A 17,046-nucleotide genomic window follows, 5' to 3' on the forward strand; every position below is an offset into this window, starting at 1 on the left:
CGCCGGACGGGGCGGTCTTGGCCGTGTCCGCGTCACGCGGTACGGTCTGTCCGAATCGACGACGGCGAGACGGAAGCCGGTGGGAATCCGGCACGGTCGCGCCACTGTATGCGGGCCTCCCCCGAGGAGCGCCCGTGAGTCAGACCCGTGGCCGTCGTCCTGTGCACCACCGAGATGGGACGCGAACTCCCAGAGGAGGTCCTGCCATGGGGCAGACCGTCGCCCAGCCGACAGCCACCACCCCCGCCGTTCCCGCCACGCTGCCGCTCAGGGCGATAGCTCCCTGGGCGGTCTTCTTCGGCATCCTGATGCTCGTCCTGCTCTACTTCGTCGGCGCCGAGCAGGGCGCCACCTCCGTGTTCAACGGCACGGACGTCCACGAGTGGGTGCACGACGCCCGCCACCTGCTCGGCTTCCCCTGCCACTGAGCCGGGGGACAGCACCCGCCCATGAACTCCGCGACCGTACGGAACCTCCTCGTGCGGGGCATGCTCGCCGGTCTCGCCGCCGGCGTACTCGCCCTGCTCGTGGCCTACTTCCTCGGCGAACCGGACGTCGACAAGGCGATCGCCTTCGAGCACGTCCCCGCCCACACACACGCCCACGAACACGACACGGAGGTCTTCTCCCGCTCCCTGCAGTCCACCGCCGGCCTCGCCACCGGCGTCCTCGTCTACGGGGTCGCCTTCGGCGGCATCGCCGCGCTCGCGTACTGCTACGCGCTCGGCCGGGTCGGCCGCCTCACCCCGCGGGCGACGGCGCTGCTGCTTTCCGGCTGCGCCCTGCTCGCCGTCTACGTCGTGCCGTTCCTGAAGTACCCGGCCAACCCGCCCTCCGTCGGCGAAGCCGACACCATCGGCAGGCGGACCGGCCTGTACTTCCTGATGATGCTGCTCAGCGTGCTCCTCGCGATCGGCGCGACCCTCCTCGGCAAGCGCCTGGCACCCCGCCTGGGCACCTGGTGGGCCACGGTCACCGCCGTGGCCGCGTTCGCCGCCGTGATCGGCATGGCCTACGCGTTCCTGCCCGCCGTCAACGAGGTGCCGAGCCACTTCCCGGCCACCCTGCTGTGGCGGTTCCGGCTCTCCGCCCTGGCCATCCAGTCCACCCTGTGGGCAGGCTTCGGCCTGCTCTTCGGTGAACTGGCGGAACGCCTGCTCGACCCACGGCCGGCGGCAGCGCGCGCTCGCGCGGTTCCCGCCGCACGCTGAAACCCGCCCGCACGCCGGGAACCCCGGCGTGCGGGCGGGACACCCTCCGCAGGCCCGGCGGACGCGCGGCCCTCACCCCCGGTCGGCGTCCGACGGCGTCAACGGGCGGCCCAGCCGCACGTTCCAGCGGCCCGCCCGGCCGCTGAGCTCGGTCAGGGTGAGCGGCGGCACGTCGAGGCGCCAGAACGCGGCGGCGGGCGCCGACAGCGCGCCCGCGACCGCCGCCCGCACCACCTCCGGCTCCACCACCGCGAGCGTACGGCCCGCACCGTCCCGCTCCTCCTCCAGCCACCGCGCCACCCTCGCGCACAGGCCCTCCACGCTCTCGCCACCGTGCGGCGCGCTGCCCGGGTCCGCCAGCCAGCGGGCCATCGCCTCCGGCTCGGCGGCCGCCACCTCCTCCAGCGCACGGCCCCGCCAGCGGCCCACGTCCAGCCCGGCCAGCTCCGCCGCCGCCACGCCCTCCAGGCCCAGCGCGGCCGCCGTCCCCCGGCAGCGCGCGCTCGGGGACAGAAGCACCCGGGCGGGCGCGGGCAGCACACCGGCGGCCTCCCGGGCACGCGCCGCCCCGGCCTCGTCGAGCGCGTCCCCGTCGTAGAACAGGGCCCGCCGCAGCGAGGGACTCGTGGCGGGCGAGAGGAGAGTGACACGGCTGGTCACGCGGCTGCTCCTGCTGTCGGTCGTCGGGGAGGTACCGGCTACGGTACGCGCGCGCCCGCTCCCCGCCCCCTCGGGGAAGGTCAGCGTCCCGACGACCGCGCGTCGAACTCCCGCTGCGCCGCCGTCACTTCACCGCTGTGCTCGATCGTCCAGTCGAGCAGGTGCGTGAAGGGGCCGCGGAACGACTCACCGAGGGGCGTGAGCGAGTACTCCACGCCCAGCGGAGAGGTCTCCAGCACCCGCCGCCCGATCATGCCGTTGCGCTCCAGCCTGCGCAGCGTCTGGGTCAGCACCCGTTGGGTGACGCCTTCCAGCTGCCGCTTGATCTCGTTGAACCGTGTCGGCCGCTCGAGGACCGCCATGACCATCATCGACCACTTGTCGGAGATCTGGTCGAGGATGGGCCGGCTCGGGCAGTCGACGCTGAACCGCGGGGCCTCACGGGGCGGCAGGGGGGAGGGGCTGGTATCCATCATGATCCTTGGTTGTCGAAAAGTGCGTTATTGACCCGTGACGGGGCGGAGCCCAGGGTTGGTATTCATCGCAAACCTACTGGCTCACCGCAAACCTTGGAACACGTATGCACCTGCCCCCGTACACGACGCTGCATGTCACCGTCGATGCCGGAATCGCCCGGATCGTCCTGGACAATCCGCCCGTCAACGTGCTCGGCGGAACACTGATCCGCGAACTTCACGACCTCCTCGCCAGGGTGCGGGACGAGCGCTCCGTCCGCGTCCTCGTGTTCTCCAGCGCCAATCCCGAGTTCTTCCTCGCCCACGTCGACATCCACATCCTCGACGAGATGGAGGAGCTGAAGGAGATCGCGGACCGCGATCCGCACCTCAACCTCTTCCAGGGGGTCGGGGAACTGCTGCGCCACCAGCCGCAGGTCTCGATCATCGAGCTGGCGGGCACGGCCCGGGCCGGCGGCGCCGAGTTCGTCGCGGCCGCCGACATGGCCTTCGCCGCGCGGGAGACCGCGCGCCTCGGCCAGACCGAGACGCTGATGGGCATCGTCCCGGGCGGCGGCGGCACCCAGTACCTGCGCCGGCGGGTCGGCCGCAACCGGGCACTGGAGCTGCTGCTCACCGCCGACGCGGTGGACGCGGACACCGCGGCCGCGTACGGGTGGATCAACCGTGCCGTGCCCGCCGCCGAGCTGCACGCGTTCGTCGACGACGTCGCGCGGAAGATCGCCGCGCTGCCCCCTGAGGTCGTCGCCGCCGTCAAGCGGGTGGTCCCGCCCGACGACCTCACCGAGGACCTGCGGGCGGAGGACGCCGCGTGGGCGGAGCTGGTGAGCGGGGACCTGCCGGCCCGCCTCATGACGGGAGCCCTGGAGCGCGGGGCGCAGACACCCGAGGGGGAGCGTTCCCTGGAGACGCTCATGCGGGCCGTGGCCGCCGATGTGTAGGGCGGCAGCGGGCCCACACCGGGGGCAGCGGAGCACGACACGAGCAGGAGAGGAGACGGAGCGATGAGGGCAGCCCTGTACGAGACGACCGGTCCCGCGGCGAGCGTGCTGCGGGTGGTCGAGGTCGAACGCCCCGAGCCCGGCCCCGGCCAGGTCCGCGTCCGGGTCGCGCTCTCCGCGATCAACCCGGGCGACATGTACTGGCGGACGAACTCCGCCCCGGAGGACTTCCGGCCCGTCGGACGGTACACCGGCCGGGTCCCGCACCAGGACGGCACGGGCACGGTCGACGCGGTCGGCGAGGGCGTCGACGCGAGCCGGATCGGCGAACACGTGTGGATCTGGATGGCCGCCACGGGGGACGTGTGGGGCACCGCCGCGGAGTGGATCGTGCTGCCGTCCGAGCGGGCCGTCGCCCTGCCCGACGGGATCTCCGACGAGCTCGGCGCCTGCCTCGGCATCCCGGCGATGACCGCGCACCTGGCCCTGCACGCCGACGGGTCACCGCGCGACCGGACGGTGCTGGTCGCGGCCGGAGCGGGCGCCGTCGGGCACTTCGCGATCGAACTCGGCCGGGCCGCCGGCGCACGGGTCGTGACGACGGTCAGCGGGCCCGGGAAGGCGGAGCTGGCCAAGGCCGCGGGCGCCGACCTGGTGGTGAACTACCGCGAGCCCGACGCGGCCCGGCAGATCCTCGACGGCATCGGACCCGTCGACCGGGTCGTGGAGGTCTCGCTGAGCGACAACCTCGAACTGGACCTCGCCGTGGCCGCCCCGGGAGCCTCCGTGGTGACCTACGCGGCCGGGGCCGAGGAGCCGAGTCTGCCCCTCTTCCGGCTCATGTGGTCGAACCTGGTGCTGCGGTTCGCGCTCTTCCACACCACACCGCGGGACGCGCTGCTCGGCGCCGCCGAGGGGATCACCGCCGCGCTGCGCGAGGGCGCCCTCACGCCGCTGCCGGTGCACTCCTTCGGCCTGGACGAGGTGGCGGCCGCGCACGAGGCCGTCGAGCGCGGCCTCATCGGCAAGGCGGTCCTCGACCTGCGCTGACCGGGGACCGGCGGGACCGCGTACGGGGAGCGGAGTCCCGTACGTCGCCCCGGGCCCGTGTGCCGGGCGAGGTGCCCCGGCGGACGGGCCCGGAGCGGCCCGCGGATCACTTCTTCAGCGCGATCCCGGCGACCGAGACGTGGGGCGCGTCCGTCCCGGTGTCCTCGCCCTCCGGGCGCCAGGAGGACGTGGGGACGACACCCGGCTCGACCAGGTCCAGACCGGCGAAGTAGGAGGCGATCTCCTGCGGCGACCGGAGGTGATAGGTGTTGGCCGACTGCCCGTTGTACCCCTCGACCGCCTTGGTGAGCGCCTCGTTGGTGTTCGTGCCGTCGCTCAGCGCCAGATAGCTCCCGGCGGGCAGTCCGGCCAGCAGGGTGCTCACCAGCTCCGCCGGTCGGTCGGCGTCCGAGATCTGGCCCATGATCCCGAGCATGGTCAGGGCCACCGGGCGCGTGAAGTCCAGTGTCTCCGCGGCCTCGGCCAGGATCCGCTCCGGGTCGCGGACGTCCGCGTCGACGTACGCGCAGGCTCCCTCGCGGCTGCTGGTGAGCAGCGCCTCGGCGTGCCGGAGCACGAGGGGGTCGTTGTCCACGTACACGATGCGGCTCTCGGGCGCGAGGCGCTGGGCCAGTTCGTGCGTGTTGTCGGCGGTGGGCAGTCCCGTCCCGATGTCCAGGAACTGACGGATGCCGGCGTCCCGCACCAGGAAGCGCACCGCGCGGGCGAGGAACTGTCGTTGCAGCCGGGCGACGGCGACGAACTCCGGGAAGGTCGCCAGGATCGCCTCGCCGACCGCGCTGTCGACGGGGTAGTTGTCCTTGCCGCCCAGCAGGTAGTTCCAGACCCGCGCGGAGTGCGGACGATCGGTCTGGAGTCTGTCCCTGAACTCGCCGGGCGTGGGTTCTGAGGAATTCATGGGGACAGCTTCACATACCGTCCAGCCGGTGGTGATCAAGTGAACGGGTTCCGTGCGGACTTCGGGCCGCGCGAGCGGGCGGTGGCCGGTTCCCGCCGCCGGGTTCGTCGTTGACGTCGGGTGCGGGCTGCGAGTAAATTCGACTGGAATATAAGTTCTAGAAGTCGCATTCCACCCGTCCCGTCACCAGGAGCAGCGCACCATGACCGAAGCACCCCCCACCGCCCTCGTGATCGCCGGCAGCAGCGGCATCGGTGCCGCCTCGGCACGCGAACTGGCAGCGCGCGGCCACCGCGTGGCGGTGCTGGCGCGCGGTGAGGGCGTGGCCGAACTGGCCGAGGAACTCGGCGGCCTCGCCATCCGCGGGGACTACACCGGGGCGGGAGTCGTCGAGGCGGCCGTCGAGCGGGTGGTGGCCGAGTGGGGCCGGCTGGACGTGCTCGTCAACAGCGCGGGCCACGGCCCCAAGGGGAAGCTGGAGGAACTGACCGAGGAGGACTGGGCGGCCGGATTCGATCTGTACTTCTACCACGTGGTGCGGGCCTGCCGGGCCGCGCTCGCGCCGATGCGCGCGCAGGGCGGTGGCAGCGTCGTCAACATCTCCTCTGCCAGCCCCACCGAACCCTCGGCCCGCTTCCCCACCTCGATGGTCGCGCGCGCGGCGATGACGACCTGGACGAAGCTGTGGGCCGACGAGGTCGCCGCCGACGGCATTCGCGTCAACAACGTGCTCCCCGGCTACACCGTCGCCGACCCGGAGACGGTGCCGGCCGCGTGGACCTCCTCGATCCCGCTGGGCCGGGCGGCCGCGCACCGGGAGGTCGCCCGGGCGGTGGCCTTCCTCGCCTGCGAGGCCACGTACACCACCGGGCAGAACCTGCGCGTCGACGGCGGGCTCACCCGAAGCGTCTGAGGCCCGCCGCCCCGCCGGGCGGAGCGCCCTACCGCTGCTGCTCCTCCTCCGCCGCCCGGCGGGCGAAGCCGGCCACCAAACCCTCCAGCGCCTGCGCGGCCAGGTCGGCGTACTCGCCGAAGTCCAGGTCCAGGTGCACCTCGGAATTGGCGTGGACGTAGAACCCGTCGGTGAGCGCCAGACTCATGACCGTGAGTTTCGTGGCGACCTCGGGGAAGCGCCGGGTGACGTCGGCGGGCAGGGACTCGGTGATCCGCCGCACGTCCGCCCTGAACATCTCCGCCCGCATCCGCAGGTAGGCGGCGCGCACCTCGCTGTCCTCGGCCAGGCCGCCGAGTTGCCGGCTCAGGGCCCAGACGGCCGCGGCCTTGAGCAGCGCCTCCTCCTTCGTGTACTGCTCCGGGTCGGCGCCGGACAGTCCGGCGATCCCGCGCGACAGCTTGCGGCGCAGCCCCTCGGGGCCCGAGTGGACCTCTTTCCACACCTCGTAGCAGTGCTCGAGGAGGGCGACGAAGAGCTGCTCCTTGTTCTTGAAGTGCCAGTAGACGGAGCCGATGGGCAGGCCGGAGGCCGTGCTGACCGCCGCCATGGTGGTGCCCTGGTAGCCGTGCACCACCGCCAGGTCGAGCGCCGCCCCGAGTATCTGTTCCCGGCTGCGGTCCGAGCGTGCCTGCCGGGTGCCCCGGGTGTCGCCGTCCTGCCGTGTGCCCTGCTTCATGCCGCCACCGTCGCCCGCCTGTCGTCCCTGCCCGTGCCCCAACACACCCATTCTAGAACGTGAATACCAACGGGTAGGGGCCGGAGGGCCGCCGCTCGCGACTCCTCCGGCCCCCCTCCGGCCCTCACGGGGCTCAGCCGACGGCGCGGGCGGCCTCCAGGACGCGGGTCACCACGTCGTCGAGTTCCTGGCTCAGGCACTCGGCGGCGATCACGTGGTCGGGGCGGAGGACGACCGCGCCGACCGGCCGCGCGTCGAACCAGGCCTGCAGGCTCGGCTCACCGCCGAGGTCGCCGACGAGGGTGACGTCGGGGGCGGCCCGCTTGCGCGCCCAGGGCACTTGCGCCCTCGGCACCACCTGCACCAGACGGGCGCCGAGCCGGTCCAGCGCGGCGCGCGTCGGGGCCGACAGGAACGCCGTCGGGTCGTTGTTCCAGGTGAGGACGCGCCAGCCCTGACCGGTCGCGTCGTCGAGGAGCATCTCGACGCCGTCGGCGTCGGTGGCCCTCGGCTGCGGGAAGATCGTGCCGGCCAGCCGCGGGACCTCGCGGGCGGGAAGGGACTTGGACACCGGCAGCGGGGTGTGCACCACGACACCCCGGTCGAACTTCGGCTGCGGCTTGAACGCCTGCCGCTTCTGGGCCTCGCGCTCCTCGGGCGTGCGGGAGGCGGCGAGCCGGTCGCGCTCGGCGGCCTTCTCGGGGTCGTGGTCGGTCATCTCCTTCGCCATCCGGAGGGAGACGGCCACCATCTGCGAGACGTGGCCGAGCCGTTCGGTCTCGTAGGTGTCGAGGAGACCGTCGGCCGACAGGCCCTTGACCACCGAGGCCAGCTTCCAGCCGAGGTTGAAGGCGTCGCGGATCCCGGAGTTCCAGCCCTGGCCGCCGACGACGGGCATGACGTGGGCGGCGTCCCCGGCGAGGAAGATCCGGCCCTGGCGGAACCGGCCCGCGATACGGGCGTGGTGGCGGTAGACGCGGCGGCGGATGATGTCCAGCGCGGACGGGTCCGGGACGTGCGGGGCCAGCAGGCGGTGGACGAACTCGTCGTCCTGGACGTCGGCCTCGCCCTCGTCCTCGAAAAGGGTGAATTCCCAGCGGCGGATGCCGTGCGGGAGCGCGATGGAGGCGTAACTGCGGGCCGGGTCCCCGCCGAAGACGGCGTGGGGCGTGCCGATCGGGTCGTTGGCGACATCGATCACGATGCCGTCGGTCGGCCGGGTCTCGCCCTCGAAGGAGATGCCGAGGCGCTTGCGGGTGGGGGAGGCCCCGCCCTCGGCGGCCACGACGTACCGCGCGCGCACCGTCTCGCCGTTCGCGAAGCGGGCGACCACCCCGTCGGTGTCCTCGGCGAGGTCCACGACCTCCGTGCCGAAGCGGGCGGTGGCGCCCGGGAAGCGGTCGAGGCCGGCGAGCAGCACCCGGTCGACGAGCGGCTGCACGAAGCCGTTGCGGCGCGGCCAGCCGAACTCCCGCGTCGTGGGGTTCACTTCGGAGAGGATCGCCCCCTCGCCGTTGATCATGTAGATCTTCTGGTCCGGGATGGTGTGGGGGAGCACCTCCTCGACGAGCCCGGCGGTCTGCATCGCACGGAGCGCCTCGTCGTCGATGCCCACGGCCCGCGGGTAGTCGACGAGTTCGTGCTCCCGCTCGACGAGGAGGACGTCGACGCCCTGCTGCCCGAGCAGGTTGGCCAGGGTCAGGCCGACGGGACCCGCCCCGACGACGAGGACGTCGCAGGCGTTGTTCATGAGTTGCTCCGTGCGGATCGTGCCGAGTCCAGCCCGGCGATGGTGTCGCCGAACGCGCGGTTCAGCAGGACGAGATCGATGCCGAGGCCGACGTAGTCGATGAGGCCGTCGGCGAGCAGGCCGGCCGCGTACTCCGGCCGGCCGGAGTAGATGCCGAGGGTGACGCCGTGCGCGGCCGTCACCTCCCTGAGGTGTGCGATCGCCTCGCGCACGGGGCCGTCCTCCCAGTCGCCGCGTCCGGGCAGGCCGTGGGAGACGGCCAGGTCGGCGGGGCCGATGTAGACCGAGTCGAGACCCGGGGTCGAGACGATCTCCTCGGCGCGGTCGACGCCGGCCCTCGTCTCGATCTGGGCGACGGCGGACACCGCCCGGTTGCCGGCCCCGGTGTACGAGTCGCCCGGGTACAGCGCGGGCCGGGACGGGCCCAGGCTGCGGTTGCCGGCCGGCGGGTACTTGGTGGCGGCGACCAGGGCCTCGGCCTGGGACCGGGACTCGACGGTGGGCGCGACGATGCCGCGGGCCCCGCTGTCGAGCAGCCGCAGGATCGGCGCGGGGTCGAGCGAGCCGACCCGGGCGTACGCGTAGGCGTTGTCCCGCGGGATCGAGCGGAGGACGCCGCAGGCCGCCTCCAGTCCCAGCTCGCCGTGCTGCAGGTCGAGGATGACGCCGTCGTAGCCGGCGGCCACCGCCCACTCCGGCATCGAGAAGGAGGCGACGGTCTGGTGGTAGAGGACGGGAGCGAGCTCGCCCAAAGCCGCCCGCTTCACCGCGCCTGCCCCTCTCGTCCGGCCAGGCGCGCGGCGTGGGCCGCGGCCGCCCGGCCGCCGAAGACCGGCACGATCTCCCGGCGGGCGAACAGCCAGCGGCCGTCCACCTTGCGGTAGCGCTCGCGGAACTCGCCGACCGAGGCGGGCAGCGTCCGCGGCTCGTTGGTGTCGCGGAAGGTGAGGTACTGCACGGTGCCCTCGACCTCCTCCCCGTCCCGCACCAGGCGGATGCCACCGATGAAGTGACGGCCGACCAGGTCCGTCTGCCGGGCCCGCTCGGCACCCCACACCTTCATGGCCTCGCGGTCCATGTCGCCCATCGGGCCGACCGAGACGCCGTCCTCGGTGTACAGCTCCCAGGTCGTGTCCGCCCTGTTGTGGTCCAGGCGGTAGAGCATCTCCGCGATGAGCTGCTCGATCTCGACGCGGGTGGTCGCGTCGACGGGACGGTAGTCGCTCATGTTCAGCCCTTCGTGTCCGCGGTCGCGACCACGCGACCCAGTCCGGTGATGGTGGCGACGCACTCGACGTCGGCGGGCCACGGCTCGATGTAGCCGATGGACCCCGACAGCAGCACCTCGCCGGCGCGCAGCGGCTCGCCCGTGCGGAGCGCGGTCTCGGCGAGCCAGAGCACCGCGTTGACCGGGTCGCCCAGCACATTGCCGCCGACGCCCCGGGTGATCTCCTCGCCGCCGCCGGTGATGACCATCTCCACCCGCGTCAGGTCGACTTCGCCGTAGGCGTGCCGTTCCTCGCCGAGGACGACGCCGCTGCAGCCCGCGTTGTCCGCGATGGTGTCGACGATCTGCCCCACCGAGCCGGCGTAGCGGAAGTCGACCACCTCGAACGCGGGCGTCACGTAGTCGATCGCGGCCTCGACACTCTCGCGCGAGGGGTCCAGGACGTCGCTCCCCAGCACGAAGGCGACCTCCGCCTCGATGAGCAGGCGGTTGTACGCGGACAGCGGCAGGTGCATGCCCGAGGGGTGCACCATGTCGTCGTGGATGATCCCGTAGTCGGGCTCGTCGATGCCGACGCGCTGCTGCACGAGGGGGTTGGTCAGTCCGACCTTGCGGCCCACCCGCTTCACGCCCAGCTCGCGTTCGCGCAGGGCGGCGAACTCGGCGGAGATCGCGTAGGCGGTCTCGAGGTCGCGCTCGGGGAGCCGGGGGCTCACGTACGGCACGGTGTACACCCCGCGCTTGGCCTCGAACAGCTCGCGGGCGATCCCGCTGACGGTCTCCCGGGTGACGCTCACTCCGGTCCTCTCCTCAGACATGCTCGTGACCCCGTCCCGCGTGCTTGCGGAGGAAGGCGACCGCCGCGGCGTTGAACTCGGCGGCCCCCTCCCACTGCGGCCAGTGCGCGGCACCGCGGACCAGCAGGTACTCGCCGTCCGGGATCAGGCCGCACAGGCGCGCGCCCTCGGCCTCGTCGCCGGTCGGCTCGTTGTCGGTCCACACCATCAGCGCCGGGACCGGCACCGCCGCGAAGTCCTCGTCGGTGACGCGGTTGCGCCACCGCCGCTCCGGCTCCCGCAGGGCGGAGACGTTCGCCATGCTGAACCCCTCGCGGGAGTAGATCGCCCGGCGGACGTGGACCAGTTCGTCGGTGATGTTGCCGGGATCGTGGATCACGACCTGCAGACGCTTCCTCACGTTCTCGAAGGTCGGCTCGCTCACCGCCTGGGCGCTCACCGACTGGGTCCGGTCCAGCTGCGGCTCGCCGATCACCCGGCCGCCCGGCGCGGACAGAATCACCGAGCGCAGGCGTTCGGGGTGCTTCGGCGCGAACTTCAGTGCCAGCCAGCCACCGAGCGACTCACCGGCCAGGTGCACGCGGTCCAGCGCCAGCGCGTCCAGCAGGGCGAGCAGGTGCTCCTCGTAGTCGCGGATCTCCAGCGGACGGTCGGCGAGCGCGGTGTACCCGTGGCCCGGGTAGTCGTAGCCGACCACCCGGAAGCCGGCCTCGGCGAAGGCGCGCACGTTCTGCGTCCACGCCTCGATGTGCCCGCTGGTGCCGCTGGCGAGGACGACGGTCTGCGCGTCCTGGCCCGCTCCGGCGATGTCGAGGACCCGGGTGCGGCAGCCGCCCGCGTCCACGTACCGCAGCGTGTGCTCCAGGTCCGCGATCTCCTCCCACAGGGTGGCGAAGTGCGCGTTCTGCGTCTGGCTCATGCGGTCACCGCCGCCTGCACGGCGAAGCCGGCGCCCCACTTCTCGACCGCCCAGTAGCGGTCGACGGCGAAGCGGTAGGGGCCCTCGGTGGACAGCGCCGCGTAGGCGGCGATCCAGCTGCGCATCTCGTGCGCGGCCGAGCCGCCCTCCGCGACGAACCAGCCGTTCTCCCAGCCGTCGACCGCCCCGAGGTCGCCGGAGCGGAACGTGTCCAGGACGAGCTTGTCCCACTCCTCGTTCAGCGGGTCGCTCGGGGCCCTGCCGTCGGCGATCGCCTGGATGCCCCTGACGATCATCTGCTCGCGCTCCTGCCGTTCCTCGGGGGAGGGGGCGTAGGCGACGAGACGTTCCTGTACGGTGCCGGGCGCGCCGTCCCAGCGGGGGATCGGCGGGTTGTGGGAGATGCCGCCGGAGGCGAGGAACAGCACCTTCCTGTCCATCGCCCGGGCGGCCCGGCCGAACGCCTCGCCCATCTCGCGCACCCGCCGCATGGGGGAGAGCGGCAGGCCGATCGCGTTCACGAACACCGGCACGATCGGCTGCGTGAAGTCCTTGCCGAAAACGAAGTCGAGCGGCTGGACCACACCGTGGTCGACCTTCATGCGCTCGCTGCGCCCGATGTCGACGCCCTCGGCGAGCACGGCGGCGTGGAAGGCGCGGGCGGCCTCGCCGTCGACGGGGAGCGGGCCCGCGGTGGTGCCGTAGTCACCGATGCCCTCGGCGACCGCGCCGATCGCCCACGGGGTGATGAGCGAGTAGAGCTGGCCGTTGAAGTGGTCGGGCCCGAACACCACGACCACGTCGGGGTCGTAGGCGGCGACGAAGTCCCTGACCTCGTCGATGGCGGCGTTGATCTCGGCGAACGTCTCCCCGCCAGGGTCGACGTTGCCGAAGGACGGCGCGTGGGAGAGCGCTGCGACGGCCAGCGGCATGAGGTGGTTCCTTTCTCGGGGTGGGGGGAACGGCCGCTATGCGGACGTACGGGAGAGCGTGGGCCGCGCATCCGGCGCGTCGGTGCCGGCGCCGGTGTCCGCCTCGGCCTCGGAGCCGCGCCGGCTGAGGTGCAGGACCAGGATGCTGAGACCGGCGAGGAGCATGGGCAGCGAGAAGAGGGTGAAGGCGGTGCCCGTGCCCATGCCCGCGTCGAAGGCCGCGCCGCCGACGACCGGCGCCACGATGCCGCCGAAGCGGCCGACGCCGATCACCACTCCGAAGCCGGTCGAGCGGGCCAGCGTCGGGTACAGCGAGGGGACGATCGCGTAGAAGGCGGCGGTGCCGGAGCAGACGAAGAACGAGGCGAGGAACAGGGTCCACCAGGCGGTCGGCATGGCCGTGCCGACGATCCCGAACAGGGACAGGGTCGCGGTGGCCAGGATCAGGAAGACCGGCGCGAGGAGGCGGACGTTGATCCGGCCGCCGAGGAACCCGAAGAGGACGTTGCCGAGGATGCCGCCGATGCTGAAGGCGGTGACGAGCTGCGGGGCGAGCGAGGGGTCGTGGTTGGCGGACGCCACGCTGCTGGGCGCCCAGTTCGTCATGAAGTAGAAGCTCAGCATGTAGGCGATGTAGCCGACGATCATCAGCAGCGTGTAGAAGCCGGTGCGGCCGGTGAACACGGTGCGCAGCGAGCCCTTCGCCCTGACGCCCGTCGAGTCGGGCTCGGGGAGCGCGGCGAGTGCGGGGCGGTGCATCTTCGCCAGGAGCGCGTTGAGCCGCAGCAGGGAGTCGGTGCGCCGGCCCTCGGAGAGCCAGGCGAGGGATTCGGGGAGGAGCGCGTAGGTGGCGAGGGCGGCGACGGCGCTCAGGACGAAGCCGACCCACCAGCCGAACTCCCAGCCGCGTTCGCCGAGGACCGGGCCCACGAACATGGAGCCGAGCAGTCCGCCGATGTTGATGGCGGCGGCGTAGACGGCCATGACCAGGGCGTAGACCCGCTTGCCCGTGTACTCGGCGAGGATGACACCGACCACGGCCACCAGGCAGCCGACGCCGACACCGGTGACGATGCGGCTCACCACGAGGGGCCAGGTCCCGGTCTCGGGCGTCGCGAACGGGCCGATGAACATGCCCACCGCGATCGTCGAGGTGGAGACGACGCCCATCCTGCGGCGGCCGATCCGGTCGGCGAGCGGCGCGACGATGATCGAACCCACGAGCATGCCGATGAGGGCGCCGGACATCACGAGTCCGAGTTCGGCCTTGGAGACCCCGAAGCCCTTCTCGATGTACGGGGCCGAGAACGACGTGAGCGAGACGTCGTAGCCGTCGAGCACGACCAGGGCGATCGCGATGACGATGGCGCGGATCTGCAGACCGCTCATCTTCTCTTGCGGGATGTGGTCAGTGATCCTCATGAAATTTCCCCTGTTTCGGGACAGAGCGGACCCGTGCCATCGCCGTGGCCCGCAGGGATGAGGTGGACCGCGCACCGAGTCGCGTTCCTTCGACGAAACCTAGAAGTTACGTTCTAGAATCGTCATTACGATGACGAGCGCCTGCCGTCGGTGTCAAGGGCCGGAGGGAATTTGGTAGAACTGCAGTCCACGAAGGGGTGAGGGGAGCCGATGGCCACGCGACGCAGGACCCACCAGGCCACCGAGGTGTCCAAGCGGGCGATCCTCGAGGCCGTGCTCTCGCGTGCCGTCGAGGCCGGCTACGAGGGGACGACCATGGCCGACGTGGCCCGCGTCTCCGGACTGCCGATCGGATCCGTCTACTGGCACTTCCAGAACAAGGAGCAGCTCTTCGTCGAACTGCTCGACTACTGCTTCGAGGTCTGGCGCACGGCCCACGAGGCCGTCGGCGACCTCCGCGAGATGCTGCGGCGCACGATCGGCGACTCGGCCGCGGCCTCCGGGAACCTCACCGACCCGGCCGCCGCCTTCTGGAGCATCGGCCTCGTCTTCGCCTTCGAGCGGCGTCTGGTGGACAACCTCGCGCGGCAGCGCTACCTCGCCATCCGCAGGGAGATGTTCGACTTCATCGCCGCCCGGCTGCGTACCTCCTACCGGGGAGTGCCGGACGAGGTGGCGGCCGAGCTCGCGGACGACATGACGGTCCTCGGCCGGGCCCTGACCGACGGATTCCGCGTGGCCGCGGCCGCCGGTGACGAGACCGACTTCGCCCGGTACGCCGACCTGGCGGCCGACGCGCTCGAGTCCCTGGTCTCCACCCGCCTGCGGGAGTACGCGGACACCGTCTGACGGCGGGGCGCGCACGCGTGAGACCCGCCGGACCCCGCGCCGCCCGCCCCGGGCGGCGCGCCCCACCGGCCCTCCTGCCTCACCGGCTCTCCTGCCCCTCGGCCTCCGCCGGCGGGCCGCTTCCGCCTGCCTTTGGCCCCGGGGGGGCGTCCTGTCTCCGTCGCCCCGTCGCCCCGTCGCCCCGTCGCCCCGTCGCGCGGATGCCTCTCGCGAACCGGCGTTCCGGCGGTCGTGCCGACAGTCGTGTCGGCAACGTCGGATAGGATGCCGACACGCGCGTCGTCAAATACCGGCAAAGCCGTGCGTGTCGTGCCGTGCCGTGCCGTGCGCGCCGTGGCCGGCCGTGCCGGCGGCCCCGCGCCCCCGTCCCCTCCTCGCTCGGAGACCCCCGTGTTCCTCGCCCTGCGCGACCTGCGCTTCGCCCGCGGCCGCTTCGCCCTCATGGGCGCCGTGGTCGCCCTCATCGCCGTCCTCGGCGTGCTCCTGTCCGGGCTCGCCTCCGGCCTCGCGGACGCCGGCATCTCCGGTCTTCGCGCACTGCCCGTGACCCACATGGCTTTCGACGAGACGGCCACGAGCGAGCAGTTCTCCCGCTCCACCGTGGAGCGGAAGGACTGGCAGGCGTGGTCGAAGGCCCCCGGCGTGAAGCGGGCCGAACCCTTCGGCAACACGCTGGCCAACGCCCGGGTGACCCGGGGCGCCGAGAAGGGCGAGCAGGTCAACCTCGCCGTCTTCGGCATGGCGCCGGACTCGCCCCTGGCCCCCCGCCCCACCGAGGGCAAGGGCCTGCACGACGGCGGTGCCGGCATCGTCATCACCCGGGAGATCGCCGACCTCGGGGTGGGTGTCGGGGACGTCCTGACCGCCGACAGGAGCGAGGTCCCGCTGAAGGTCGTCGGAGTGCTCGACGCGAAGGTCTCCTACGGCCACATCGGCATCGTCTACACCGACCTCGACACCTGGCGCCACCTCCACTACGGCCTGCCCGGCGAGCTGCCGGAGGCCGCGCGCGAGCAGGCCACGGCCGTCGCGCTCACCCTGGCCGACGGTGCCGACGTCGCCGCCGTCGAGAAGGCGACCGGCACCCGCGCCGACAGCAAGGAGACCACCTACGGCGCGTCCCCCGGCTACACGGCCGAGTCGAGCACCATGGCCCTGATCAAGGGCTTCCTCTACGCCATCTCCGCCCTGGTCGTCGGCGCCTTCTTCACCGTCTGGACCGTGCAGCGCAAGGCCGAGATCGCCCTGCTGAAGGCGCTCGGGGCCCCCACCGCGTACATCCTGCGCGACGCGCTCGCCCAGGTCCTCGCCGTCCTTCTCGGCGCCACGGCCGTCGGCACCGCCGCCGGCCTGGCCCTCGGGAGCGAGATGATCGGCAAGGCCCCCTTCTCGCTGTCCGCCCCGGCCATGGCCACCTCCGCGGGCCTCCTCGTGGGCCTGGGCATCGTGGGCGCCGTCGTCGCCGTCCGCCGCATCACCGCCGTCGACCCCCTGACCGCTCTGGGAGCCACCCGATGACCACGACCTCCACCCGACACGGGGCCGCCTCCGACGCCGCGGGCACCGGCGGACTGCGCCTGCTCGACGTGAGCCTCACCCTCGGGGACGGCGAGGCCGCCGTCACCGCCCTCGACCACGTCGACCTCGACGTGGCACCCGGCGAGTTCGTCGCCGTCGTCGGGCCCTCGGGATCCGGCAAGTCCAGCCTCCTCGCCGTGGCCGGCGGCCTCCAGCGGCCCACCTCGGGCCAGGTCCACCTCGCCGGCACCGAGCTGACGGCCCTCTCGGACAAGGAGCGCACGGCGGCCAGGCGGCGCCACATCGGCTTCGTCTTCCAGCAGTCCAACCTGCTGGCCTCGCTCACCGTCCGCGAACAGCTCCTGCTGCCCCTGCACATCGACGGACGCCTCGACGCCGCCGCCCGGGCCCGGGCCGAGGAACTCCTCGAGGCCGTCGGGCTCTCGCACCGCCGCGGTCACCGCCCGCACCAGCTGTCCGGCGGCGAACGCCAGCGCGCGGGCCTGGCCCGGGCCCTGATGACCTCGCCCGCCGTCCTGCTGGTGGACGAGCCCACCTCGGCGCTGGACCGGGTGCGCTCGGCCGAGGCGGTGCGGCTGATCGCCGAGCAGACCCACGCGCACGGTACGGCGACGGTCATGGTCACCCACGACACGGCGATAATGGACGCCGCCGACCGGGTGCACGAGATGGTCGACGGCCGGCTGTCCTGACCGGGGGCGGTGGGCCCGCGCCCGGCCCCG

The 17,046-nt window shown here is 72.6% G+C and carries 19 protein-coding genes and 1 riboswitch; of the genes, 8 read left to right on the forward strand and 11 right to left on the reverse strand.

What is annotated here, in order from left to right:
• The first annotated feature begins 25 nt into the window (after nt 1-25).
• Nucleotides 26-171: riboswitch (cobalamin riboswitch) on the forward strand.
• 35 nt (nt 172-206) lie between these two features.
• Nucleotides 207-428, forward strand: coding sequence for a CbtB domain-containing protein (locus OHB09_RS28460; RefSeq protein WP_006141081.1), 222 nt, complete (start codon nt 207-209; stop codon nt 426-428).
• 21 nt (nt 429-449) lie between these two features.
• The gene (locus OHB09_RS28465) at nt 450-1,211 is read left to right on the forward strand and encodes a CbtA family protein (protein WP_191851746.1); all 762 of its coding nucleotides are present in this window, start codon (nt 450-452) and stop codon (nt 1,209-1,211) included.
• Nucleotides 1,212-1,283: 72 nt separating this feature from the next.
• Here the strand turns inward: OHB09_RS28465 and OHB09_RS28470 are convergent, their stop codons facing one another.
• Entirely contained in the window at nt 1,284-1,871 is a 588-nt protein-coding gene (locus tag OHB09_RS28470; RefSeq protein ID WP_167794189.1) for a histidine phosphatase family protein, read from the reverse strand.
• A gap of 80 nt (nt 1,872-1,951) precedes the next feature.
• On the reverse strand, nt 1,952-2,344 hold the full coding sequence (locus OHB09_RS28475) for a winged helix-turn-helix transcriptional regulator (RefSeq protein ID WP_006141085.1): 393 nt from the start codon (nt 2,342-2,344) through the stop codon (nt 1,952-1,954).
• Nucleotides 2,345-2,451: 107 nt separating this feature from the next.
• On the opposite strand from OHB09_RS28475, the gene OHB09_RS28480 reads away from it, so the two are divergent.
• Complete coding sequence (locus tag OHB09_RS28480) at nt 2,452-3,288, forward strand: enoyl-CoA hydratase/isomerase family protein (RefSeq protein WP_191890682.1); 837 nt, start codon at nt 2,452-2,454, stop codon at nt 3,286-3,288.
• Between the two features lie 63 nt (nt 3,289-3,351).
• A complete protein-coding gene (locus tag OHB09_RS28485) occupies nt 3,352-4,338 on the forward strand; it encodes an NADPH:quinone reductase (protein ID WP_191890681.1) in 987 nt (328 codons plus the stop codon).
• Nucleotides 4,339-4,444: 106 nt separating this feature from the next.
• Here OHB09_RS28485 and OHB09_RS28490 read toward each other — a convergent pair whose 3' ends face one another.
• Nucleotides 4,445-5,257 carry an SAM-dependent methyltransferase gene (locus OHB09_RS28490; RefSeq protein WP_040895722.1) on the reverse strand — a complete coding sequence of 271 codons (813 nt, stop codon included), beginning with the start codon at nt 5,255-5,257 and terminating at the stop codon, nt 4,445-4,447.
• Nucleotides 5,258-5,459: 202 nt separating this feature from the next.
• Between OHB09_RS28490 and OHB09_RS28495 the strand changes: the two genes are divergently transcribed.
• The gene (locus OHB09_RS28495; protein ID WP_328922753.1) at nt 5,460-6,170 is read left to right on the forward strand and encodes an SDR family oxidoreductase; all 711 of its coding nucleotides are present in this window, start codon (nt 5,460-5,462) and stop codon (nt 6,168-6,170) included.
• Between the two features lie 28 nt (nt 6,171-6,198).
• On the opposite strand, the gene OHB09_RS28500 is transcribed toward OHB09_RS28495, so the two are convergent.
• The 8 genes from OHB09_RS28500 to OHB09_RS28535 all read right to left on the reverse strand — a co-directional run bounded on the left by OHB09_RS28500 (nt 6,199) and on the right by OHB09_RS28535 (nt 13,936).
• A complete protein-coding gene (locus tag OHB09_RS28500; protein ID WP_319118608.1) occupies nt 6,199-6,888 on the reverse strand; it encodes a TetR/AcrR family transcriptional regulator in 690 nt (229 codons plus the stop codon).
• A gap of 133 nt (nt 6,889-7,021) precedes the next feature.
• Nucleotides 7,022-8,638, reverse strand: a complete 1,617-nt coding sequence (gene mhpA, locus OHB09_RS28505; protein WP_328922754.1) for a bifunctional 3-(3-hydroxy-phenyl)propionate/3-hydroxycinnamic acid hydroxylase MhpA — start codon at nt 8,636-8,638, stop codon at nt 7,022-7,024.
• The gene (locus tag OHB09_RS28510) at nt 8,635-9,390 is read right to left on the reverse strand and encodes an HpcH/HpaI aldolase family protein (RefSeq protein ID WP_213087787.1); all 756 of its coding nucleotides are present in this window, start codon (nt 9,388-9,390) and stop codon (nt 8,635-8,637) included. Before OHB09_RS28510 ends, mhpA begins: the two co-directional genes overlap by 4 nt.
• 11 nt (nt 9,391-9,401) lie before the next feature.
• Complete coding sequence (locus tag OHB09_RS28515) at nt 9,402-9,866, reverse strand: nuclear transport factor 2 family protein (protein WP_006141098.1); 465 nt, start codon at nt 9,864-9,866, stop codon at nt 9,402-9,404.
• Between the two features lie 2 nt (nt 9,867-9,868).
• Complete coding sequence (locus OHB09_RS28520) at nt 9,869-10,684, reverse strand: 2-keto-4-pentenoate hydratase (protein ID WP_328922755.1); 816 nt, start codon at nt 10,682-10,684, stop codon at nt 9,869-9,871.
• The gene (locus OHB09_RS28525) at nt 10,677-11,582 is read right to left on the reverse strand and encodes an alpha/beta fold hydrolase (RefSeq protein WP_328922756.1); all 906 of its coding nucleotides are present in this window, start codon (nt 11,580-11,582) and stop codon (nt 10,677-10,679) included. The genes OHB09_RS28520 and OHB09_RS28525 overlap by 8 nt, the downstream gene beginning before the upstream one ends.
• Complete coding sequence (locus OHB09_RS28530) at nt 11,579-12,514, reverse strand: 3-carboxyethylcatechol 2,3-dioxygenase (protein WP_006141101.1); 936 nt, start codon at nt 12,512-12,514, stop codon at nt 11,579-11,581. The genes OHB09_RS28525 and OHB09_RS28530 overlap by 4 nt, the downstream gene beginning before the upstream one ends.
• A gap of 36 nt (nt 12,515-12,550) precedes the next feature.
• A complete protein-coding gene (locus OHB09_RS28535) occupies nt 12,551-13,936 on the reverse strand; it encodes an MFS transporter (RefSeq protein ID WP_191851736.1) in 1,386 nt (461 codons plus the stop codon).
• 210 nt (nt 13,937-14,146) lie between these two features.
• On the opposite strand from OHB09_RS28535, the gene OHB09_RS28540 reads away from it, so the two are divergent.
• From OHB09_RS28540 to OHB09_RS28550, 3 genes are all read left to right on the forward strand, one after another.
• Complete coding sequence (locus OHB09_RS28540) at nt 14,147-14,785, forward strand: TetR/AcrR family transcriptional regulator (protein ID WP_006141104.1); 639 nt, start codon at nt 14,147-14,149, stop codon at nt 14,783-14,785.
• A gap of 390 nt (nt 14,786-15,175) precedes the next feature.
• Nucleotides 15,176-16,303, forward strand: coding sequence for an ABC transporter permease (locus OHB09_RS28545; RefSeq protein ID WP_328922757.1), 1,128 nt, complete (start codon nt 15,176-15,178; stop codon nt 16,301-16,303).
• Nucleotides 16,300-17,016 carry an ABC transporter ATP-binding protein gene (locus OHB09_RS28550; RefSeq protein ID WP_093597776.1) on the forward strand — a complete coding sequence of 239 codons (717 nt, stop codon included), beginning with the start codon at nt 16,300-16,302 and terminating at the stop codon, nt 17,014-17,016. The genes OHB09_RS28545 and OHB09_RS28550 overlap by 4 nt, the downstream gene beginning before the upstream one ends.
• The last annotated feature ends 30 nt before the right edge of the window (nt 17,017-17,046 follow it).

The organism is Streptomyces griseoaurantiacus (assembly GCF_036189845.1).
Taxonomy (GTDB): Bacteria; Actinomycetota; Actinomycetes; order Streptomycetales; family Streptomycetaceae; genus Streptomyces; species Streptomyces griseoaurantiacus.